The sequence below is a fragment of the Flavobacterium plurextorum genome (assembly GCF_024638035.1).
Taxonomy (GTDB): Bacteria; Bacteroidota; Bacteroidia; order Flavobacteriales; family Flavobacteriaceae; genus Flavobacterium; species Flavobacterium plurextorum.
Genome location: NZ_CP100442.1, coordinates 4,720,120 through 4,744,141, shown reverse-complemented (window position 1 = coordinate 4,744,141; position 24,022 = coordinate 4,720,120). Strand labels below are relative to the sequence as shown.

Sequence of the window (24,022 nt, the reverse complement as noted above, 5' to 3'; positions counted from 1 at the left end):
TAGAAAACCAGTGAAGTTAATTTACTGGTTTTTTTATTGAATAATTTAGTAATTTTATAGTAAATCTTTTTATTATGAAAGTTATTGAACATGTATACTCTAGTGATAACAAATGGATTGACGTAGTAGCGGAAGCTATGGGAGGAACTGTTCATGGTGACTTTATAAAAGGAGATAATGAAACCTATACTGGTACGCATTTCGTTTTAATATTAGAGGAAAGAATTTCGGCAATGCTCATTGATACTACGTACAAAGAACAAGTATTATTGAAATATAAAAATGATTTAAAAAGATTTGTAGGATTGAATTTTTATATGACTAATCATAATATCGATTTTATAGCAGATGATGAAACTTCTGTAGTAGGTAAATTTGATTATAATTTGGCGATAACGGATAGTTCTTTAGATACAGATTATGTGGTAAATGAGGGAACGAGAACATATGTTATCTGTGTTTTTATCGATAAAACGGCATTAAAAGAATATATGGATAAGATGCCAAAACTTAGATTGGTAACTAAAGATGTTTTTAATACCAAAAAGAATACAATTATCAGTATGGGAAGAATGAGTACTGAGAGTTCTATTTTATTAAATGATTTTAGAAAAATACCCTATGACAGCTTCTTATTTGAGTTTTATTTTAGAGGACTTGTTTATAATTTAATTGGCGATTATCTAGAGCAATTATTAGAGAAAAAAATCATTATTAGTAAAGTAATAGGCGATGACATAAAAGGTATTATTGCTTCAAAAGCTTTATTGCTAAAGATTATTGAAGAGATTTTTCCTGGTATAGAATTTTTGGCTGAGCAAGTACATATGTCACCATCTAAATATAAAAAGCTGTTTACAAAAATTACTGGATTCAGTCCGGGAACTTTTTTTTCGGACAGTAAGTTAGAACGTGCCAAAGAATTATTAGAAACAGGACAATATACTGTAAGTGAGGTTTCTGATAAATTAAATTATGCTAATATTTCCTATTTTGCTAAACGATTTAATAGCAAGTATGGCGTTTTCCCGAAAGAGTATCAAAGTTTATTATAAAAAATGGTTATGAGCGAAGTACTTCCAGAATTTAAGCATACATATTACTTAACACCTGAATGGAGGCAAAAATTTGTTGATGATTTAGGATGTACAATTGTTAATGAAAACATGTATTTCCCAGAAGAAGTTGCAAGCGGTTCAAGCTGTTTCTTAGAAATTAACCCAAATTTTTCAGTGGTTATTGTCGATTCAATTATGAATACACCACTTCGATTTACACGTATTCCTTCTGAGGATGATTTCTGGATTGTATATTATGACTTGAGCGACAGTGTTAGTAAGCATGTAATAGACGATGTAAATCATAAAATAGGATATAAATCCAAATTAAGTTTCGCGATTGTAGATAATAAAATCAAAAGTAGTTATCTCTCAACAGTGGGAGAACGATTCTATACCTTAAGATTGTTTATTAGAAAATCTTATTTAAAAACATTTTTTAAAGATACCGAATTTGAAAAGGATTTTAAAGATGTTTTTGATGATAAAAAAAAGAAAATGTTCTTTTACGGTCACATAGACAGCAGAAGCAAAGTAGTATTGAATGCTTTAAAACAGCGGGAAATTGATAATCCTAATTATGAATTTTTGCTAAAAGGAGCTGCATATAATTTACTTGGATATTTAATAGAAAGATTAAACACTAAAATGCCCAGTATGGCAACTCATTTAGAGAAAGATATTGAAGCAGTTATGTTAAGTCAGCAGCATTTATTATCCAATCTTTTAATTCCGTTTCCAGGGATCGAATTCCTAGCCAATATCGCCAATATGTCGCCCACAAAATTTAGAGCTTTATACAACAGTATATTTGGAATGAGTCCGCCGTTGTTTTTTAAGATTGAAAAACTGCTCCTCGCAAAAGAGTTATTAGAAAGCGGCAGTTTTAAATTAATCAGCGATGTTGCTTATGAGTTAGGATATAATAAAACCACTTATTTCTCTTCTATTTATAGAGATTACTTTGGTGTGCTGCCTAATACAGTGCGTAAATAGAGCACTAAAATTAAACATTTTAAACTTTACTTTTTCCCGATTACTGGCTGTAATCGGGATTTTTTTTGCTTTAAAAACAGCAAAGAATATAGTATATGTAGCTTATAATGTTGATTTTATAATTATGTGTGGTAGTTCAAAAAGCTGAGGTCACATTATTTTTGCCATCTATTTTCAGTAGTACTGTTACTTAATAATTTTAAGAAAATGCTGTTTTTATAAGGAGTTATGATAAAAGCAGTGCTGCTTTTTAAATCTAAAAGATGAGCGTAAAAATAATACCACTTACAGATCATAAACAATACATGGTAAATGGACATTTGGTTTACAAAGATGTATTAGAAAACTGGACTTGTCACGATGATTTGTCTGCAAAAGAACATGAAGCTTTTGGCGTTTATGAAAAACTGTTTATAAAGGATTCTATTTTAAAGAAAAACAGAAGTTATGTACTCGAATGTTCGAATCTGGAATTTACTTTTAAGTATAAAGAGGATTAAGCAGCAGCATTTGAAAAACATTTAAAGTCTCGTTTTATTTTGAAAACAATTACACATCACTACAATACATCGCACAATTGGATAGAGGTTCTTGCAAAAGCAATGGGAGGTTCTATCGAAGGAAATTTCATTAAAGGAAATAATGAATTTTATAAAGGAACACATTTTATTCTGCCTATAGAAGAAGGTATTAAAGCAATGCTGATTGATACAACTTATAAAGAAACTACGCGATTAAAATATCGTAATAAAAACACCAATTTTATAGGACTGTATTTTTACCTTACTAATATAGATGTTGATTTTATGCTTAATGAAGAAGCAGCTTCGATAGGAAAATTAAAACATAATTTATCTATTGTTGACTCTAAAGTTGATATGGATTACACTGTGCAAAAAGGAACTCGAATATATGTGGTCTGTATTTTATTTGATAAAGATAATATAAAGGAGTATTTCTCTAAAATAAGTAAAACAGCATCGACGGTGATTGACAACATTCTTGATAATAAAAGAAATGCAACATTTCGTTTAGATCGAATGAATATTGAAAGTTTAATTTTAATTAATGATTTTAGAAAAATTGCCTACGACAATTCTTTGTACGAAATATATTTTAAAGGACTTGTGTACGGATTAACTTCTAGTTATTTAAAACAGCTTCAAACTAAAAAGAGCATTATTGAAAAAACATTTAATGTTGATGTAAAGAATATTATTGCCTCTAAAGCAATGCTGCAAAATAATATCGACGAACCTTTTCCTGGTATTAATTTTCTAGCAGAGCAAATTGGAATGTCTCCTTCAAAATATAAAAAGCTTTTTGTAAAAATTTCGGGTGTAAATCCGGGAACCTATTTCTATAATAATAAATTAAATAAAGCTAAAGAATTATTAGAAACAGGAAAGTTTACGGTTAATGAAGTGGCGCATAAATTAAATTATGCCAATGTCTCTTATTTGTCAAAACGATTTCATCAGATGTATGGAGTTTTCCCAAAAGAATATCAAAGTTTACTGTAATAGAAATTATGGATTTAACAATACCTGAATTTAAACATACTGCATCGTTAACATTAAAAGGGGAGAAAGATTTTATTGGCGGCTTAGGATGTACAATAATCGACAATAAAATAATTCATTTTCCTGAGAAAAAGGTAAGTGGTTCTGGGTACTTTATTGAGCTTTCTCCAGATGTTTCTGTGCTTATCGTTGATTTAACATTAAACGAGCCGATGCGTTTGACAAGAATGCCTTCTGAGGAAGATTTTTGGATTGTTTATTATGATATGAGCGATAATTTAAATAAACATTTTATAGATAATGTTAAACATAATACGGGATATAAATCAAAATTAGGTTTTGCTATTATAGACAGCCGCCTTCAAAGTTCTTATGTCTCAGCAGTTGGGGAAAGAGCGTATTCATTACGATTGTATATTCGAAAAACATATATTAAAAATTATTTTCACGGTGCAGTTTTAGAAAAAGATTTCAAGAACATTTTTGATAACAAAAAAAGAGAAATGTTTTACTACGGACATATAGACAGCCGAAGTAAAGTAGAACTTCATAATTTAAAGCAGCAAAGCATGAATGATTCAAATTATGAATTTTTGCTGAAAAGTACTGCGTTTAAACTTTTTGGTTATTTTCTAGAACGGTTAAAAATTGATATGTCTAATACTGGATTGTTTTTAGAAAAAGATTTAAAAGCAATAATGAAAACACAAGATTTTTTAATGTCCAATCTTTTAGCACCTTTTCCTGGAGTAAAAATTCTTTCGGAGATTGCTAATATGTCTATTTCAAAATACAGAATCTTATATGAAAATGTATTTGGCATGAGTGCTGTGTCTTTTTTCAAGAAAGAAAAATTAGTGCTTGCAAATAAATTATTAAAAAGCGGCGAGTTTAAAACGATTAGTGATATCGCTTTTGAACTTGGCTATCATAAAACAGCGTACTTTTCATCACTTTATAAAAAACACTATGGAGATATACCCAGCTCTGTTTTTAAAAGTAAAACATGGTAATATATTTGATTGCTTTTTTTTTTAGATTTCCCGATTGCGTAAAGCGGTCGGGTTTTTTATTTTAAAATAAACAGTCACTTAGATTTTAGAATAAAAACGAAGTCAATAGAAACTTCCATTTCGTTTTGATGTAACTGGTTTGTAATTGTTTATGCGGTAAACCTTTTCATGATGATTTTATGAATTTATGTGGCAGTACCAAAAAACTATGTTGCTATAATTTTGCTCATATTTCTAAAAATAAGAGTAAAATGAAAAAAATAAATTTATTTATAGTAACTATATTATGTTGTTATTCGAGCCTTATGTTTGGGCAGCAAGACGCTCAATATACCCAATATATGTACAACACTATTAATATCAATCCTGCTTATGCAGGTTCAAGAGGTACAATAAGTGTTTTTGGATTGCATAGAACACAATGGGCGGGACTGGAAGGCGCTCCAGTTACTAATACACTATCTGTTAATTCACCCATTAATGAGAATATGGGACTAGGATTATCAGTAATCAATGATCGAATTGGGCCAATGACAGAAAATAACATCTCAGTAGATCTTTCCTATTCTATAGATACCTCACCCTTTTATAAATTATCATTTGGATTAAAAGGAACAGCAAACTTATTAGATGTTGATTTTACTAAATTGAATATTTACGATCCTTCAGACCCGAGATTTCAAAATAACGTAGATAATAAATTCTCTCCCAATGTTGGAGTAGGAGTATATTTTCATTCAGACAGATCATATATAGGGCTTTCGATTCCTAATATGTTAGAAAACAGTCATTACGATAAATCTGCTAAAAATGAATCGCAGAGTTTTGTTGTAAAAGAGCGTATGCATTATTATTTAATGGCAGGATATGTTTTTGATTTAGATTATAATCTAAAATTTAAGCCATCCTTATTAACCAAAGCGGTTCAAGGAGCTCCATTACAAACAGATATTTCTGCGAACTTTTTATTCAATGAAAAATTTACAGTAGGACTTGCTTATCGTTGGAGTGCATCGTTAAGTGCACTTGCAGGATTCCAGATTTCAGATTCTTGGTTTATAGGATATTCCTATGATGCAGAAACAACCAAACTGGCAAATTATAATTCAGGATCACATGAAATCTTTTTAAGATTTGAAGTATTAGGCGGCTCAAAATCTAGAATGATGTCACCAAGATTTTTCTAACCAAAACTAATTAAAATTAATTATGAGAATAAAAATACATAAAGTATTTGTGTTGCTTTTTTGTTTGAGTAATACAGTTTGTTTTTCGCAAAAACAGCAAACGCAAGATAAAAAGCTGGCAAAGGCAAATGCAGAATACGAAAATTTTTCATTTGTAAAAGCAGGAAAACTATACGAGCAATTAGTGAGTAAAGGATATGATTCTAAAGAAATATATGCTCGTTTAGGAGACACCTATTTTTTTAATGCAGACTATTACAGTGCATTACAATGGTATACCAAAATGATGGAAGATGTTGCATCTGCTCCTTCAGAATACTATCATAGATATTCTGTATGCTTGAGAGCAAATGATCAGCATGAGGAAGGATTAGCCGTAATGAGTGCTTATTATAAGAAAATAGGGAAAGCTGATGAAGCTAAAAAATGGGATCCAGCAACGTATTTGAAAGAAATTGCGGCACAATCAAATCGATATGATAATTTGATGCAGGCGCGAACAAATTCGCCATTTTCAGATTTTGGAGCGGCATTAGTACCAAATGAAGAAGCAATTCGATATAATAAGGATTTAGTTCAAGCAGAACGGTCAGAGAAAGATCGAATGATTAGAGAAAATGCTGAAAAAAGACGAAGTGACGATGGTAATAAACTTGGAGCTACGGGAGAGTTTTTAATTCAGGATAAAAATAATGGTCAAGAAAAATTTATCATAAGCGAAAAGGAAATAGCTTCTAATAAAGATTATAACCAGATAGTAGCCTTAGAAAATTTGCCTAAGTATAAAGATGTAATTTATGCTACAGCTAAGGATTCTGGTTTTTTTAATCGCAAACATAATTGGAGCGAAAAATCGTTTCTGAAATTATATACCGCTCAAATTGATGAAGAAGGAAATTTGCATAATGAGAAAAAATTATCAGGAGATGTTAGCTCGAAATACCATCAAAGTACACCAGTAATTACAAATGATGGTTTAACGATGTATTTTACCAGATTGGTAGTTTATGATAAGATAAAAAATAAGACAAATAATAAGAAAGCAATTTCTAACCTGAAAATCTTTCAAGCCCAAAAAATCAACAATAAATGGGGTAATGTTAAGGAGCTTCCTTATCCGATAAATGTTGAAGGAACCTCTTCTGCACATCCTGCTTTGAGTGCTAATAACGATGAGTTGTTTTTTGTTTCTAATAGAAAAAAGAAAATGAACGACACTGATTTATATGTCGTAAACAGAAAAAAAGGAGGAGGTTTTGCAAATAAAGCAGATTCTTTAGGGGAAGAAGTAAATACTTACGGACGAGAAACTTTTCCTTTTGTAGACGACAGCGGTGTGTTGTACTTCTCTTCTGATGGACATCCAGGTTTAGGCGGCTTAGATACTTTTGCTGCAGTAAAAGACGGTAACGGTAAATATGTTGTTGTAAATGTTGGAGAACCTGTAAACTCTACAAGTGATGATTTTGCATATAGTATAGACAGTGATTCGAAAAAAGGGTTTTTCTCTTCTAATAGAAAAGGAGGAGCTGGAGAAGATGATTTGTATACATTTTTAGAGACAAAATCAATAGAATTTCCTTTTAACTTGAAGCCAATTTATTTTGGAACTGTAAAAGACAGTATATCTGGTCAATTACTACATCAAGTTGAGGTATCCGTTTTTAATGATTTAAAAGAAAAAATAAAAAAGATATACAGCGATGAATCAGGAAAATTTTCAGTTGATCTCGAGCCGCTTAAAAATTACACTTTCGAGTTTAAAAAGAAAGGGTATACAACCGAAAAAATAATTGTAAAGGGAATTAAAATAGGTGAAAAGAAAGAAATACAAGCAGTACTATTTAATGAACTGGAAGTTGTTGTTGGTAATCAGGTATTAACTCTTAAAGAAGGAGATAACCTTACAGAGAAATTAAAACTTAATCCTATTTATTTTGATTATGGTGGTTATACGCTTCGAAAATCATCAAAATTAGAATTGAATAAAGTAATTAATTTATTAAAAACCCGACCAAGTATTTCTATTTTGGTAAAATCTCATACAGACAGCAGAGGTAAAGATGACTTTAATATGAGACTTTCTAAAAACAGAGCAAAAACCACCGTAGATTATATTGTTTTAGAAGGCGGAATTGATCAAGATCGAGTTTGGGGAGATGGATATGGAGAATCACAGCTTATTAATAAATGCAGTAATGATGTAAAATGTACAGAAGCAGAGCATGAGCTTAACAGACGTTCAGAATTTATTATTGTAATAAAAGAGCAAAACGAATAAATTTAGATTTGGTAGTTGGTAAGTTGGTAAGAAAAAGAGTTTGACTTTTAAGTAAGTTCAAGCTCTTTTTTGTTGAATATATTTTCGTTTTTATGGAAGATTTTAGAGGTTTTTTATGGAGATAACTATTTGATGTGTAATTGTTTATGGTGTTTTAGTGATTTGTAACTTTTTGTATTGATTTTAAAAGTTTATGTGGTAGTTCTGAAAAATACTTAGGCTATAATTTTGCCAAGAATTTAAAATTTAACAGTTAATGAAAAGATTGGCTGGTTTTAATTTTAACAGTGATTTTAAATAAAAAGATAACTCATAATTATTAAATCTTATGAAGAATAAATTACTTCCATTGTTTTTTGTCCTAGCTAGTTACTCAGCGTATTCCCAGGTAGGTATAGGAACTACTATGCCGAATCCTTCTTCTCAGTTAGAAGTTGTGGCCAACGATAAAGGGGTGCTGATTCCTAGAGTTCAATTAAAAAGTTTGACAGATGCTGCCACAATTACAAATGGTAATGTAAACAGTTTATTAGTGTTTAATACTGGTACAGCTGCAGATATTAAACCTGGATATTACTATTGGTATGATAACAGATGGAATAGAATTGTTATTGCCGGTGAAATCGAATCTAACAAAGGAACTGTTATTTATAATGCCGTAACAAAAGAGTTTGTATTTGTTGATGATTCTGGTAATAATCAACCATTGGATTTAAAAAATTTCGAGACAATAACAACATTAAAGAAAGATGCCGCTAACGACGGAAAGTATGTTTATACTAACGAAGGTAAAGCTGAAACTACAATCGATGTTGTAGCTGATGTTATTAATAATGCCCATACGATTATAAAGAATGAAAAGTTTGTAACAGAACTTACGCAATTTGTAGATTCAAAAGAAACCGTAACAACATTAGAGAAAAATGCTGCCAATGATGGAAAGTACCTTTATACTAACGAAGATAAAGCTGAAACTACAATCGATGTTGTAGCTGATGTAATTAACAATGCTGGTGCTATTATAAGTAATGAAAAGTTCGTAACAGAACTTACAAACGTTGTAGGTTCAAAAGAAACATTGACTTCACTTATTTACGATGCAGCAGGGAAAACACTTAGTTATCAAGCAGAAAAAGGTGCGCCTAACGTAATTAACCTCGTTGATTTAGTTGGAGATGCTGAAACTATTACAGAAATAGTGAACAAAGGCAAGGGTGTATATACATATAAAAATGAAACAACTGCTGAGCCTGTAACGATTAATGTAGTAGGAGATGTTGCAGACAATTTCCAAACAATTATAAACAATCCTGAAGTAACAAATGTTCTGAATACTTTTATTACTAAGTCAGAAGGTACAGTATCGTTCAATTCTACGACCAACGAATTTACTTATACAGATGCATCTGGTGCGACACAAACAGTGAATATCAATGAAATCGTAAAAGGAAACGAAACTTTGACTTCACTTATTTACGATGCAGCAGGGAAAACACTTAGTTATCAAGCAGAAAAAGGTGCTCCTAACGTAATTAACCTCGTTGATTTAGTTGGAGATGCTGAAACTATTACAGAAATAGTGAACAAAGGCAAGGGTGTATATACATATAAAAATGAAACAACTGCTGAGCCTGTAACGATTAATGTAGTAGGAGATGTTGCAGACAATTTCCAAACAATTATAAACAATCCTGAAGTAACAAATGTTCTGAATACTTTTATTACTAAGTCAGAAGGTACAGTATCGTTCAATTCTACGACCAACGAATTTACTTATACAGATGCATCTGGTGCGACACAAACAGTGAATATCAATGAAATCGTAAAAGGAAACGAAACTTTGACTTCACTTATTTACGATGCAGCAGGGAAAACACTTAGCTATCAAGCAGAAAAAGGTGCTCCTAACGTAATTAACCTCGTTGATTTAGTTGGAGATGCTGAAACTATTACAGAAATATTGAACAAAGGCAAGGGTGTATATACATATAAAAATGAAACAACTGCTGAGCCTGTAACGATTAATGTAGTAGGAGATGTTGCAGACAATTTCCAAACAATTATAAACAATCCTGAAGTAACAAATGTTCTGAATACTTTTATTACTAAGTCAGAAGGTACAGTATCGTTCAATTCTACGACCAACGAATTTACTTATACAGATGCATCTGGTGCGACACAAACAGTGAATATCAATGAAATCGTAAAAGGAAACGAAACATTGACTTCACTTATTTACGATGCAGCAGGGAAAACACTTAGTTATCAAGCAGAAAAAGGTGCGCCTAACGTAATTAACCTCGTTGATTTAGTTGGAGATGCTGAAACTATTACAGAAATAGTGAACAAAGGCAAGGGTGTATATACATATAAAAATGAAACAACTGCTGAGCCTGTAACGATTAATGTAGTAGGAGATGTTGCAGACAATTTCCAAACAATTATAAACAATCCTGAAGTAACAAATGTTCTGAATACTTTTATTACTAAGTCAGAAGGTACAGTATCGTTCAATTCTACGACCAACGAATTTACTTATACAGATGCATCTGGTGCGACACAAACAGTGAATATCAATGAAATCGTAAAAGGAAACGAAACTTTGACTTCACTTATTTACGATGCAGCAGGGAAAACACTTAGCTATCAAGCAGAAAAAGGTGCTCCTAACGTAATTAACCTCGTTGATTTAGTTGGAGATGCTGAAACTATTACAGAAATAGTGAACAAAGGCAAGGGTGTATATACATATAAAAATGAAACAACTGCTGAGCCTGTAACGATTAATGTAGTAGGAGATGTTGCAGACAATTTCCAAACAATTATAAACAATCCTGAAGTAACAAATGTTCTGAATACTTTTATTACTAAGTCAGAAGGTACAGTATCGTTCAATTCTACGACCAACGAATTTACTTATACAGATGCATCTGGTGCGACACAAACAGTGAATATCAATGAAATCGTAAAAGGAAACGAAACATTGACTTCACTTACTTACGATGCAGCAGGGAAAATACTTAGTTATCAAGCAGAAAAAGGTGCTCCTAACGTAATAAACCTCGTTGATTTAGTTGGAGATGCTGAAACTATTACAGAAATAGTGAACAAAGGCAAGGGTGTATATACATATAAAAATGAAACAACTGCTGAGCCTGTAACGATTAATGTAGTAGGAGATGTTGCAGATAATTTCCAAACAATTATAAACAATCCTGAAGTAACAAATGTTCTGAATACTTTTATTACTAAGTCAGAAGGTACAGTATCGTTCAATTCTACGACCAACGAATTTACTTATACAGATGCATCTGGTGCGACACAAACAGTGAATATCAATGAAATCGTAAAAGGAAACGAAACTTTGACTTCACTTATTTACGATGCAGCAGGGAAAACACTTAGTTATCAAGCAGAAAAAGGTGCTCCTAACGTAATTAACCTCGTTGATTTAGTTGGAGATGCTGAAACTATTACAGAAATATTGAACAAAGGCAAGGGTGTATATACATATAAAAATGAAACAACTGCTGAGCCTGTAACGATTAATGTAGTAGGAGATGTTGCAGACAATTTCCAAACAATTATAAACAATCCTGAAGTAACAAATGTTCTGAATACTTTTATTACTAAGTCAGAAGGTACAGTATCGTTCAATTCTACGACCAACGAATTTACTTATACAGATGCGTCTGGTGCGACACAAACAGTGAATATCAATGAAATCGTAAAAGGAAATGAAACTTTGACTTCACTTACTTACGATGCAGCAGGGAAAACACTTAGTTATCAAGCAGAAAAAGGTGCGCCTAATGTGATTAAACTTGTTGACTTAGTTGGTGCTGCTCAAACACTAACGTCGCTTGCTGTAAATGGTACAACTGGTACATTAGATTATAAAGATGAGAATAATTTTGTAACATCAGTTAATTTGAGCGCTGCCGTAAAAGAGCCTTGGTTTAGTTCAACAACAAAAGCGGGTGCAACTACAAATACAGAGAATATTTATACACAAGGCTGGGTAGGTATTGGATTTGATACTCCATCTGGTAAAGCAGGTGAAAAACTGAGAATAAATGGTTCTATTACAACAGTTAATAGTACATATGCCGATTACGTTTTTGAAGATTACTTCCAAGGATACTCTGATATTAAAGCAGATTATAAATTTAAGGGATTAGCAGAAATCGAGCAGTATATTAAAACTCATAAACACCTTCCAGGGATTACTCCGATCAATGAATTGGAAAGAACTTCTGAAGGATATTCATTCAATATGTCTGAATTATCAATCCAATTATTGGAAAAAACAGAAGAGATCTACTTGCATATCATTGAGCAAAACAATGCAATTATTGCAAAAGACAAAGAGATTGCAAAAATGAACGAGCGTTTAGAAAGATTAGAAAAACTAATCGAAGAAAACACAACTTCAAGCAATCAAGCTCCTGTGAGTTCAAACTAAAACAAAGAATAAACACCTCTTTTATGAATAGAATAACTGAGGTGTTTTATATCGTTTTTAGTATAATTTGTCATGTTTAAGACTAACACTTTAAATTAAAAAGTATGACCAAATTTATTTTAAAAATAGTTACTGCAACATTATTTTTTACTATTGGCAAACTTAGTGCACAAACCACAAATATAGGAGAAATAGCAATTTTGCCGGGAACTGAGCTTGCTACAGTAGCTGATTTTGATAACAAGTCTACGGGAGATTTTATTAATGATGGACAATTTACTGTTTATTCAAATTATAATAATGATGGATTAGTAACTTTTAGTCCAAAAGAAGCTTCTGGGTTAACTTATTTTAAAGGTTTCACAGGTGCTCAAGTGATTTCTGGTAAGGAGCTAAGTGAGTTCAATAATGTTAGGTTTGATAATCGAATGATTCAGCCTGCATTTTTATTATCTACAGAAATTAGTATTTACGGATTCTCTGACTTTTCTAAAGGAATTGTTTCTAATGCTACATCAGGAGGTATAGTTCTTTTTGAAGCAAATGCAATACATAAAAATACAAATGACGAGAGTTATGTTGATGGTTATGTAGAGTGCATAGGGAAAAATGAATTTCAGTTTCCTATAGGAGACGGAGGTTATTTTAGACCCTCTGCTTTCGGTCAAAGCAGCGTATCAAAGGACTTCTTTAAAAGTAGATATGTTCTTGAAAATTCGAACCAATTGCATCCTCACACACAAAAAGAAGACTTGATAACCTTAATAAACGCCAAAGAATATTGGAAGGTTGAAAGTAATCAAGCAGCAATAGATTTGGCTTTAACATTAAAGTCGAACAGCAGTACAACACCAAGCGAATTAACGAATGAAGATCCTGGTTACAGTCTGGCTATTGTAAGTTGGGATGAGTCGCAATCAAAATGGGTGCACTACGCATCGGCAGTTGATAATCAAAACGAAACCATTACGGCGGCAATTAACAAAACGGGAATTTTTACACTCGCAAAAATTAAAACCATTACCCAAAATGATATTGTGGTTTACAATGCAATATCTCCTAATGGCGACGGATTAAATGATTACTTCAACATTGAAGGATTAGAAAATTTCTCGGAGAACTCTTTGCAGATATTCAATCGTTATGGAGTAAAGGTATTCGAAACAGTAAACTATGGTGCCAACGGAAATTGGTTTAGAGGAATATCTGATGGAAGAACTACTGTAGCTAAAAACGATGGATTGCCAACAGGAACCTATTTTTATGTGATAAAATATAAAACCTACAATGGCGATTATAAAGATAAAGCAGGCTATTTGTATATCAATAACGATTAATCGGGGCTGGTTTTAATGTTTTAAAAATCTAAATGCACGCCTTATTTATAATAGGGTTGTGTCTTTATATATTGATTTTATGATTTTAGATGGCAGTTTCAAGAGACACAGCCGCTGTAAATTTGCCCGTATTTAAATCCTTAAATCAGTATAGGATTAAATACAATGAGCAAAGTATGAATTATTTAAATATTTTTATATGATACAAAATGTTAACAAAAGCAATACAATTGGATTTTGTTTTTTTATACTCTTTACTCTTTTGTTAGGATTTCCTGCAGCGGTTACAGCACAGGAAAAACAACTAGCACGTGTAACAAGCGACATAACATTTCAAGCTGAAAGTAGTGAATTTATAGCTTTAGTTGGAGGTACAAAAGTACCGACTCTTGTTTCTGACGAAGGTGTCAGTGGTGCATTACCTATTGGATTTACGTTTAATTCGGGTCGAGAAGAACATAATACTTTTTATGCAAGTTCAAATGGTACTCTTACTTTCAAAACAGGTAGCAGGGCACATACAGCTCCTGAAGGTACTTCCTTAATTTTGGCACCTTTAATGGCTGATCTTCAGGGTTCTGGTGGTACTTTCTCTTACAAAACAAGCGGTAGTGCTCCTAATAGAGTACTTACGGCAGAGTGGCATTCTTGGAGATGGTATTATAGCCCTTCCAAGTCAGTAAGTTTTCAGGTAAAACTGTATGAAGGAACTAATATTATAGAATACATTTATGATGAAGGAGTTGCTATGCCAAAAAATTATGAGACAGCAATTGGTTTTTATTATGGTAGAGAACAAATGTACGGTGAAAAAGCAGCACAATTATGGCTTACTGATTTTGGAGCCAATCCTGGAACTTCAGAATCTTTTATAAAACCTACTATTAATCGTCCGGCAAGCGGGCAATTGTATCGTTTTACAAATATTAGCACAATTATTGGTTATTTTGGACAAACCGTTATTAACGCACCTGGAGGTACAAACCGCGATGATGGAATTAGGCTTAATATTTTTTGTGCAGGAAATATGCAGATTAAAAGAAAAAACATCAATCAAATATACAGTATTAGTTCAAATTTATATGAAGGTACGACAAAACCGTTTGAAGTACCCGGCACGACACACGGTTTGGCGCTTTCTATTGGAAGGGATATTTTTAAAAGTGGGTCTTTGAATCCTACAGGGTCTGTAGGAGATAAAAATCTTGTTCCTATTACCAGTACGCAGCAGTCGCTTATCGAATCGACTCCCGGACATTTTGAGAATACGATTAAAATGAAAGCGGAAAAAAACGGATTGACTTACTTGCTAGATGTAAAATATATTTACAATTATCCTGATCCATTTGTAACTATAGATTACAAGGTTACCATACCGCAAGGTAATACCGATAAAGTGCAGTTAGCGCACGGCTGGGATACTTATTTAAGCGGTGGAGATAACGGACCGGGATTTGTTAGAGGAACAGCTCCGAATTTAGTAATGGGAGTATTTAAACAAGCTTCCTTATCATATGAAGCCTTTCAATATAGAAGTGGTGTAGAGTGGTCTGGTTATCATTCGGCACATTACAATCTTCTTAAGGATCAATTGAATAGAAGTGTAGATAAGTACATGACTTTCGGCAATTTAATTAATTCTGCTGCAGCGACAGATAATGGTATTGGTATTTCAATAAACTTTGGCACAACTCCAGGTACTTTTAATAGTGAAAATGCTTTAATTTTTGCCTGTGAGGCAGGAGATGATGCACCCGTTTTGAGCACGACTACTGCAAAACCTTGTTTAGGAACTTCGTTTAACCTAAACAGTTACCTAACTTCTGAGCCGCCGCTTGGTGCCGTAATACAATGGAAAAATGCATCAGGAGTAATAGTGCCAGATCCAACAGATGTGAGTACGGCTGGAACATACACCGTATCGTTTTTCTCTGATCTTTATGGATGTTCGTCTCCAAGTGCAACACTAAATGTTACGTTTGATGCAACTTGTGCCGTTTGTTACAAACCTGCTCTTACTACAGGTACAACAGAAGCTATTAAAACAATTATATCTACACTAGATAGAACTGCAGCGCCTCGAGATTACGCAAATTCTAGAACAGGAACTTTGATTTTAGAATCAAAAGAAAAAGGTTTAGTATTAACTAGAATGGCATCTCCAGAAACAGCAATTACAGCGCCAGTAGAAGGAATGATTGTTTATGATATAGTAGCAAAAGTTATTAAATTATATAACGGTACATCTTGGAAAGCAATGTCTCAGCAAGCTTGTCCAGATTAAAAAAATAGATTTATTCTTGTAAAAGGAATAAAATTTAATTGAACAATAAAGACGAATTATCATGAAAAAAATCAAATTTATAATAGGTGTATTTTTTATTGTATTCTCAGCAAATGCACAAGCCGTTATAGGAAAAACGGCTCCCGAAGGTTCAGGAATTGTCGATTTTAATGTAGGCGGTAAATCTGGTATTGTATTACCGTGGGTAACAACATTGCCTACAGGTACAGCCTTAACGGGCGGTGTAATGCTGTTTGATGCCAATAAGAAAAAAGTAGTTTATTTTAACGATACCAATTGGGTTGATTTATCTAGACGCACTGGCGCAGTCGATTTGTCTATTCAAGAGTCAGTACCCGAAGCTGCGACAAAAGGAACTGTTATTGGTGCGGAAAGCAGCAGCGTAGATGGGGTTCTTGTTTTAGAATCTTCAAACAAAGCTTTGATATTGCCAAGAATGGTTTCTCCGCATCTTACCATCGTAAAACCTATGGCTGGTACTATCTGTTATGGCACCAAGAAAAAAATGGTTTGCGTCTATAATGGAACCGAATGGACATTCTGGAAATAGAAAAGTATAAAAGTATATAGAATTTGTTGTGATTTGTACAACATAGTTTGATCTATAAAAATCAGTTTAGTTAGTATAAAATCCCCTAATCTTAGGGGATTTTTTTGTTGTGTAATTTTTTGAACATACAAATGAAGATCAGTAATTTAATGAAGATTAAAGTACGATCTTCATTTTTATTTTATTCAAAATAGACAACGATTTTATTGTCTTGTAAGACAATACTTTTCTTTTGAAAAAACACAGCCCTTTTATATTTTCCATCTCTTCCCCAACTAACATTTAGAATATCAAATGTTAATACAATGTTTTATAATCAGGTTGTTTTATTAATATAACCGTAACCTTGTCGACCTACCCTCATTTCTAATTTTACAGACATATTATAAAACAAAATACTGTAGTAAATGTCATTTTTAAAAATTGGAATACTTCCCCAAAAAACAATTCAGTTTAGCGTCTGTAGAAACCATTTTTATTTGACTGATAATGCAAAAACGAATGGTTATGTATAAAAAGTTTACTGATGAAGAACTTGTTGATTTATTGAAACAAGGAAAAGACAAAGCGTTTGATGAATTGTATTTTCGTTATCGCGATTTACTCGTTCGGTTTGTTTATGTCAGAATGAAATCAATCCCTATTTCAGAAGAAATCGTTCAAGAAGTTTTTACCACTATTTGGGAGCGTCGCAAAACCTTATTAATTCAAAAGAAATTTGCCGCATATATCTATACTTCAGTTCGATACATGACTTTAGATTATATAAAATCGCATACCATTACAGATCAATATATAAAAGAAGTTGCAGACAGCAGTACCAATTTGTACAACAGTAACAATACAACCGAAGATTCGATTTACTACGACGAATTACAGCAAGCAGTAGATAAAGCCGCAGCACTGCTTCCAAAAAAATCTAAAGAAGTTTTTATTCTAAGCCGAATAAAAAACTATTCCAATAAAGAAATTGCCGACGAACTCAACGTGTCGATTGATACCGTAAAATATCATATTACGTATGCATTGAAATTCATGCGTTCCTATTTAGGAGAGTTCAACTGAAGATTTTCTAACCATTAACAAACTTAGATTTTCTTAACAGAAGCGTAACCTAAGGCGCCTACCCGAAATTTCTATTTCAAAGACATACTATTAAAGAGACAAAGACATTATAATGCCTGAAAAATTACATCAAGATATAAAACAGTTTTTAAAAGGAAAACCATCTATAAAAGGAGAGGAATTATGGAACAATTGGTACGATCATCCAGAGAATTTATCTGAAGAAAATGAACTTATTGTATCAGATCGTTCTAAGTTAAAAAGAGAATTAAGACACATTAAGAAAACGCCAAAAGTAATTTCACTTCAAAATAGAAACTGGGCAATTGCAGCATCATTAACTTTATTAATAAGTATATCTAGTTTTTTTTATTACACCTCAAAATCAAACGGAGAAACCAAACAATATGCTACAAAGTTGGGTGAACGTGCCAAAATAACTTTGGCAGACGGAACTCAAATATGGCTGAATGCAGGAAGTCTTTTAAAATATCCAACAGAATTTAATGGAGGCACACGCGAAGTTTACTTAACAGGCGAAGCTTTTTTTGATGTCGCAAAAGACAAAGAACATCCATTTATAATTCATACCAATAAAATGGATACAAAAGTACTCGGAACCAGTTTCAATGTTCAAGCATATCCCGATCACACAACACAAGAAGTTGCAGTTTTAACCGGAAGAGTAAATGTGAAATCGACCATTACAGATGAAAATGTTTATGTAACTCCAGGACAAAAAGTGATTTTTAAATCAAAAAGTAACAAACTGCAAGCTTTTAAAGATGTGCCGGTAAATACGATTTCGTTATGGCGAAAAAACATAATGGTTTTTGAAGAAACGCCTTTACCAGAAGTTATTGCAACCATAAATAGGAATTATAATATTCCGATAGAAGTTAAAAATAAGAATCTAAATACACTTAAGATAAACGGTTATTTCAAAGAGCTTTCAGCAAATGAAGTAATGGCATTAGTGTGCAATATTATAAATGCCGAATACAAAGTAGAATCTGGAGTATATAAGATTGAGTAAAAAGAAAATGTCTGACTAATAATCAGATTTAAAAATAAACTACGTAGAAACAAAAAATCCAAAAACAACTAAAACAACAAGTCATGAATGAAAAACGAATGCGATGCGTCGTAAAGTTTCAAAGTATTATAATAACCGCTTGGTTAAAAGCAATTCTGCTTATTGCCTTGTTTTTTGCAGGTTTTGCGGCAAATGCAGGCAATAACAATACAAATAAAAGAGTAACATTAAAGGTAGAAAATGAAAGTATAAAAAATGTTTTTCAAAAAATTGAAAATCAAGTCGATGTACATTTTATGTACGAAAGCAATCAAATTAATGCCAATCAAAAAATTAGTTTAAAACTTTCTAACGTTACACTAGAACAAGCATTAGATAAAATCTGCAGTAATTTTTTGCTTAGATATGAAATTGTAAACAACAATATCGTTATCAAAAAAACACAAAAAACGGCAGCTGTAGATCAAAATAAAATTATTGTTTCTGGAACAGTTTTCAGCGGAGACGATAATATGCCATTGCCGGGTGTGGGAATTAAAGATAAAAATTCAAACGCAACAGCAACAACAGATTTTGATGGAACTTTTAAAATGGAAATTAATGCAGCTGAAGCGTTATTAGTCTTTTCATACGTTGGTTACATCAATAAAGAAGTTAAAGTATCCAAAAGCGAAACTATTACAGTAAAATTAGCGGCTGATGTAAAACAGCTTCAGGAAGTAGTTGTAATGGGATATGGAAGTGTTAAAAAGAAAGAAGTTCTTGGAGCAGTAGGTTCAGTTTCGATGAAAGAAACTTCAAGCAGAACGTACAATAATGCTGCTGAATTATTACAAGGAACTGTTGCCGGTGTTACCGTTATTAATGATGGAGGTGATCCAACTGCTTCACCAACAATTAATATTCGTGGAATTGGTTCTTTGAACGCTGAAACTCCATTAATTGTTTTAGACGGAATTATTTACAGCGGATCATTAAATACGTTAAATCCAAATGATATTGCTTCGATCAGCGTTTTGAAAGATGCCGCTTCGGCAGCGATTTATGGTGCAAGAGCATCTGGAGGTGTAATCTTAATTACCTCTAAAAAAGGAATTTCAGACCGTATTAATGTGAATGTAAATTATCAGGGCGGTTTTCAGAATGTGGCTAAAAAACTGGATGTTTTAAATGCTGCAGAATATGCAGATGCTATGAATACTGCTAGAGATAATGCTGGTTTACCTAGAATTCCTGCTTTTGATCCTGCTTTTGAACCTACAGCAAGAACGACAAAAACAAACTGGATGGACGAAATTTTCCGCACAGGAGAAATTCAAGATCTGTCACTTTCTATCAATGGAAAAACAGAAAAATCTAATTTCTTTCTTTCAGGAAGTTATAGAAAAAATGAAGGTGTTTTACTAAATACCTACGGAGAACGTTATACTGTTAGAGCAAATACATCTTTTAAACTGGCAGACAATTTTACAATTGGAGAAAATTTATCATATTCATTAACAGATGGGCAAACGGCTAATACAGCAAATGCTTATACAGGAGCTATTTTGGCAGCAGTATTTTACCCGCCAAATGCAACTATTTACAGAGAAGACGGTTCTGGACAATTTGGAGGAGTTCCAGAAAAATATATTGGTTCTTACGGAGACGTAATAAACCCTGTAGCTTATTTAAAAAGACTAGACAACAGAAATCCTGTTTCTACAATTTTGATAAATCCTTATGCAGAATGGGAAATTGTACCAGGTTTAAAAGTTAAATCGAATTGGGGGTATACTAGAATTCAGGATAACGCAACTGATTTTTCGACAAAAATTACAGAACCAGGAAAGATCTTCGACTTTAACCGTTTGACAAAAAAAGCAGCTACGACAACTGATTTACTAAGTGAGCAAACTGTTTCTTACGAAAAATCATTTGGAAAACACAATCTTAAAGCTTTAGCAGGATATACGTATCAAGAAACAAAAAGAGATTTTTATACGGTTGAAGGAACGGGTTTTGACAGCGAAGATCCATCACAGCGTTACTTGCTAAATGCAAAATTAATTCAACAAACAGGAGCAGGTTTATCTGATGAAATTATCTCATCTTATGTGGGAAGGATTAATTACGACTTCAATCAAAAGTACTTAATTTCAGGAATCGTTCGTCGTGACGGAACTTCAAAACTATTATCAGAAAACCGTTGGAAAGTATATCCGTCAGTTTCTGCAGGATGGTTAATATCTGAAGAAGGATTTATGAAAGGTATCAGTTCAACTGTGAGCAACTTAAAATTACGTGCAAGCTGGGGACAAATTGGAAATTTAGGAAACCTTGGACCATATCAGTTTAGTGTGCCTTTAACGCAGACTCAAGCTTTAATAGGAGCAACTCCAACTATTAATTACGGTTATGCTGAAAGCGAATTATCAAACCCAAATTTAAGATGGGAAAGCTCAGAGCAAACCAATTTAGGTTTAGATTTCACCATGTTCAATAATACTTTATTAGGATCTGTTGATGCTTACGTAAAAACAAACAAAGACATGTTAGTTCGCGATCAGCTGCCGGGTGTTTCAGGAACTCCGTTAGGAAGAATTGTAAACTCTGGAGATGTTGAAAATAAAGGTATCGAAGCAAGTTTGACTTATCAAAAAACAAGAGGAGAATTTAAATTTGATATTACAGCAAATGCAGCATTTTTAAGTAATAAAATTGTTTCTATTAAAGAGGATTTAACTTCTCTGGAACCTTTAAACTTAAGCCGAGTTCGTAGTTTGCCTTTAGCGAATATTTATCAGGTAGGAAGTCCGGTTGGTGCATTTTACGGATATGCTACAGACGGATTATTTCAAAGTAATGCCGAAGCAAAAGCGTATGTAAACTCTAACAATGTTGCTTATCAGCCAAATGCTGTTGCCGGCGATATGAAATTTAAAGATGTAAACGGCGACGGAGTAATTAATAACAGCGATAGAGTAGTGCTTGGAAGTCCGTTTCCTAAAACCACTTTCAGTTTAAACACCAACTTTAGATATAAAGGTTTCGATATGAATATCTTTTTAAGCGGAGCTGCTGGAAATAGTGTTTTCAATGCTGTAAAACATACAGGTTTAAACGGTTCTTTCCCAGGTTACAATTTATTAGCGGAATCTAAAAATGCTTGGTCACCAACTAATACAAACACAAATATACCAGTATTGTCATCGACAGACAATAACAATAACTTCGGTCGTATTTCTGATTTTTATATTGAAGATGCTTCTTTCTTAAGACTAAGAAATCTTTCTATTGGTTATACAATCAAAGAAAATTGGTTAAACGGAAAAGCTAAACTAAGATTCTTTGTTTCAGGACAAAACTTATTTACCATTACAAACTATTCAGGAATGGATCCAGAAGTTGGACTTAGAAATTTCGGAATGGACTTAGGGAAATATCCACTTTCTCGAATTTACATGACTGGTCTAAACGCTACTTTTTAAAAAAAATAAAAATAACAAAATGAAAAATTTAAGTCTTTTATTATTAAGTTTTGTGCTGCTAGTAAGCACTTCAGCTTGCGAAAGCGAACTTGATCTTGTACCGCAAGGAGCACCGTCAAGCGGAAATTTTTGGAAAACTCCGGCAGATGCAAAAGCGGGTGTAAATGCGATTTATGATTTGTATTCTAATGATAATATGTACGGTCGTGGTTTTTTCTGGCTTAACAATGCCAGTGATGATATAGGAACAAAACCAAGACAAAACGCAGAACGTATAAAAAACTTTATTGTTGATGGAGCGGAGTCTGACACAAAAGATATCTGGAGACTGCATTATGAAGTTATGAAACGTTGTAACGATGTAATTCGTAATATTCCGAATATTGCTTTGGATGAGAAAACAAAAAACGGAATGTTGGGTGAAGCTTATTTCAATCATGCCGTAATGCATTTAGAACTGGCTTATCATTACGGAGATGATCGTGCAGGAATACCAATTCAGGACCGAGAAAATCCAACGAACGTATATGTGCCGCGTGCTAAAAATGTAGCCGAAAACTACGCTTACATTGCAGCAGATCTTATAAAAGCGGCAGATTTATTGCCTTATTTTAATGAGTTAACACCAGACAATTATGGTCGCGCACACAAAACAGCAGCTTGGGGTTATTTAGTTCGTACGTATTTGTATGCAAAAGATTGGGATAACGCTATAAAATATGCCAATATGATTGTTGCAAGCGGTAAACACAAACTGCTTGATAATTTTGAAGATGTATTTAAAATTAAAAATAACTGGTCTACAGAATATATCTGGTCAGTGACTTCAAGTTCTGAAAATACTTCTTTAGGTTCTATTTTTCCAGGCGTTTGTTTGGAAGATAAAGGATGGGGAGTTTACAATGGATGGGGAAATTTTTATCCAACAAAAGAATTGTTTGATACTTATGTTCCAACAGATAAAAGACGCAGTGCAACTATTTTACAAAAAGGAGATAAATTCACTTATTTTGGAGAAGTAGTTACTTTTAATGAAGGAAAAAACATTGTAAGTTCTAGTAATAGAACAGGTTATCAGTTTAAAAAATATATGGAGCCGTTTAGTTATCCAAAAACAACATCGGGCGGAATTGATATTCGTTATGTAAATGCAAATGGAGATAAACCTTCAACAGCACTTAACGTTCCGCTTTTACGATATGCAGATGTACTTTTAATGCTTGCAGAAGCCAAATTAATGAAAGGTCAAAATGCAGATACAGAAATCAATTTGATTCGTCATCGTGCGGGACTTGGAGATATCGCTGGAGCTACGATGGTTGACTTAAAAAGAGAAAGACGTTGTGAATTAGCCGGAGAATGGACAGATCGTCATTTCGATTTAGTACGTTGGGGCGATGCAAAAGAAACTTATGCGAAACCGCTGCACCATTATAACGGAAGTGTAATTTATCCTGCACGTAATTTTAATCCTGCGATACACCATGTTTGGCCAATACCGCCAGATGAAATCGCAGTAAGTAAAGGAGCACTGACCCAAAATCAAGGCTGGTAATTAGTAGTTTCATTTTGATTAGTTTTTTTTTACACTGCAGGCTTGTTGTGTAGTCTGCAGTTTGTAAAAAAGCACAATCAAATTTTAAATAGTGTAAACCAGTCTTTTCCCAAAGAGACTGGTTTGTATTTAAGTAAAACTTGTTATTCCCAGGAGATATAAAAAATGCGCTTTCAAATTA

15 protein-coding genes are annotated in these 24,022 nt (G+C 32.9%); all 15 read left to right on the top strand.

Translation table 11 applies throughout. The features are described 5' to 3' along the window. Window positions 1–74 precede the first annotated feature (74 nt). The 15 genes from NLG42_RS20615 to NLG42_RS20545 all read left to right on the top strand — a co-directional run bounded on the left by NLG42_RS20615 (window position 75) and on the right by NLG42_RS20545 (window position 23,841). A complete protein-coding gene (locus NLG42_RS20615) occupies window positions 75–1,055 on the top strand; it encodes a helix-turn-helix transcriptional regulator (protein ID WP_257682195.1) in 981 nt (326 codons plus the stop codon). A 9-nt stretch (window positions 1,056–1,064) separates the two neighbouring features. Beyond that, the gene (locus NLG42_RS20610; protein WP_158234865.1) at window positions 1,065–2,054 is read left to right on the top strand and encodes a helix-turn-helix domain-containing protein; all 990 of its coding nucleotides are present in this window, start codon (window positions 1,065–1,067) and stop codon (window positions 2,052–2,054) included. 263 nt (window positions 2,055–2,317) lie between these two features. Next, the gene (locus tag NLG42_RS20605) at window positions 2,318–2,554 is read left to right on the top strand and encodes a hypothetical protein (RefSeq protein WP_099718923.1); all 237 of its coding nucleotides are present in this window, start codon (window positions 2,318–2,320) and stop codon (window positions 2,552–2,554) included. Window positions 2,555–2,593: 39 nt separating this feature from the next. After that, window positions 2,594–3,577 (top strand): helix-turn-helix transcriptional regulator, encoded by a 984-nt coding sequence (locus NLG42_RS20600; protein ID WP_099718921.1) that lies wholly within the window; start codon window positions 2,594–2,596, stop codon window positions 3,575–3,577. Window positions 3,578–3,585: 8 nt separating this feature from the next. Next, a complete protein-coding gene (locus NLG42_RS20595) occupies window positions 3,586–4,590 on the top strand; it encodes a helix-turn-helix domain-containing protein (protein ID WP_099718920.1) in 1,005 nt (334 codons plus the stop codon). 251 nt (window positions 4,591–4,841) lie between these two features. Next, window positions 4,842–5,777 (top strand): PorP/SprF family type IX secretion system membrane protein, encoded by a 936-nt coding sequence (locus NLG42_RS20590; protein ID WP_257682194.1) that lies wholly within the window; start codon window positions 4,842–4,844, stop codon window positions 5,775–5,777. Between the two features lie 22 nt (window positions 5,778–5,799). Continuing rightward, window positions 5,800–8,058 carry an OmpA family protein gene (locus NLG42_RS20585; RefSeq protein ID WP_257682193.1) on the top strand — a complete coding sequence of 753 codons (2,259 nt, stop codon included), beginning with the start codon at window positions 5,800–5,802 and terminating at the stop codon, window positions 8,056–8,058. Between the two features lie 328 nt (window positions 8,059–8,386). Beyond that, window positions 8,387–12,523 (top strand): beta strand repeat-containing protein, encoded by a 4,137-nt coding sequence (locus NLG42_RS20580; RefSeq protein ID WP_257682192.1) that lies wholly within the window; start codon window positions 8,387–8,389, stop codon window positions 12,521–12,523. A gap of 104 nt (window positions 12,524–12,627) precedes the next feature. Continuing rightward, entirely contained in the window at window positions 12,628–13,860 is a 1,233-nt protein-coding gene (locus tag NLG42_RS20575; protein ID WP_257682191.1) for a gliding motility-associated C-terminal domain-containing protein, read from the top strand. A 199-nt stretch (window positions 13,861–14,059) separates the two neighbouring features. Continuing rightward, a complete protein-coding gene (locus NLG42_RS20570) occupies window positions 14,060–16,144 on the top strand; it encodes a hypothetical protein (RefSeq protein ID WP_257682190.1) in 2,085 nt (694 codons plus the stop codon). A gap of 61 nt (window positions 16,145–16,205) precedes the next feature. After that, on the top strand, window positions 16,206–16,715 hold the full coding sequence (locus NLG42_RS20565; protein ID WP_257682189.1) for a hypothetical protein: 510 nt from the start codon (window positions 16,206–16,208) through the stop codon (window positions 16,713–16,715). Between the two features lie 507 nt (window positions 16,716–17,222). Continuing rightward, window positions 17,223–17,780 (top strand): RNA polymerase sigma-70 factor, encoded by a 558-nt coding sequence (locus NLG42_RS20560; protein ID WP_257682188.1) that lies wholly within the window; start codon window positions 17,223–17,225, stop codon window positions 17,778–17,780. 112 nt (window positions 17,781–17,892) lie between these two features. Next, window positions 17,893–18,816 carry a FecR family protein gene (locus NLG42_RS20555; protein WP_257682187.1) on the top strand — a complete coding sequence of 308 codons (924 nt, stop codon included), beginning with the start codon at window positions 17,893–17,895 and terminating at the stop codon, window positions 18,814–18,816. An 83-nt stretch (window positions 18,817–18,899) separates the two neighbouring features. After that, entirely contained in the window at window positions 18,900–22,286 is a 3,387-nt protein-coding gene (locus NLG42_RS20550) for a SusC/RagA family TonB-linked outer membrane protein (protein ID WP_257682186.1), read from the top strand. A 19-nt stretch (window positions 22,287–22,305) separates the two neighbouring features. Beyond that, window positions 22,306–23,841: a RagB/SusD family nutrient uptake outer membrane protein gene (locus NLG42_RS20545; RefSeq protein WP_089056103.1), complete on the top strand. Its 1,536-nt coding sequence runs from the start codon at window positions 22,306–22,308 to the stop codon at window positions 23,839–23,841. Window positions 23,842–24,022 lie beyond the last annotated feature (181 nt).